Genomic DNA, 917 nt, shown 5'->3' on the forward strand with positions numbered 1-917 from the left:
GGGCAGGAGGAACAGGCTCCCCACCATGAGCACGAGGACGAGTTCGTGGGGCAGGGCGCCGAAGACCATGTAGATGACCGTCATCCAGCCGTTCGCGCCGAAGTTGGAGCGCAGGGCGAGCGCGATCAGGGGCAGGGCGAGGAGGGCCAGCGCCCACGGCAGCACGGCCCAGGGGCGCCACGTGCCCACGCTCGGGCCCTTGCGGGTGGGGGTCGGGGAGGCGAACTCCGAGTGCTGGGTGCCGGGCGCTGCGGTGCTCATGGCGCCAGCGTAGCCAGAGGGTGGCATCCGTCACGCTGGTAGGATTCGGGGGTACGGCCTCCGCGTGCACCGCAAGGGGGCGTTTTCCATGTACGGGCCGGTCCGGGGCGACCCGCGGCCCTGAGGAGAGATGCAGATGCCAGCGATCGCGATCGTCGGAGCCCAGTGGGGCGACGAGGGCAAGGGCAAGGCCACCGACCTGCTGGGCGGGCGAGTGGACTACGTCGTCAAGCCGAACGGCGGCAACAACGCCGGGCACACCGTCGTCGTCAACGGGGAGAAGTTCGAGCTCAAGCTGCTGCCCGCCGGCATCCTCTCGCCCAACGCGGTGCCGGTGATCGGCAACGGCGTGGTGGTGAACCTGGAGGCGCTGTTCGAGGAGATCGACGGGCTCGAGTCCCGCGGCCACCCGTGCGAGCACCTGAAGATCTCCGCCAACGCCCACCTCGTGGCGCCGTACCACCAGACCATGGACAAGGTGACCGAGCGGTTCCTGGGCAAGCGCGCGATCGGCACCACCGGCCGCGGCATCGGCCCCACCTACATGGACAAGGTGGCCCGCCTGGGCATCCGCGTGCAGGACATCTTCGACGAGTCGATCCTGCGCCAGAAGATCGAGGGCGCCCTGCGGCAGAAGAACGAGCTGCTGGTGAAGC

Annotated in this window: 2 protein-coding genes; one reads left to right on the plus strand and one right to left on the minus strand. The window is 69.6% G+C overall.

The features are described 5' to 3' along the window. On the minus strand, window positions 1-261 hold a 261-nt coding region (locus ACFWJO_RS38285), incomplete at its 3' end, for a hypothetical protein (protein ID WP_386872780.1). Between the two features lie 136 nt (window positions 262-397). Between ACFWJO_RS38285 and ACFWJO_RS38290 the strand changes: the two genes are divergently transcribed. Next, on the plus strand, window positions 398-917 hold a 520-nt coding region (locus ACFWJO_RS38290; RefSeq protein ID WP_386872782.1), incomplete at its 3' end, for an adenylosuccinate synthetase.

Source organism: Streptomyces sp. NPDC127092 (assembly GCF_042722475.1).
Lineage (GTDB): Bacteria > Actinomycetota > Actinomycetes > Streptomycetales > Streptomycetaceae > Streptomyces.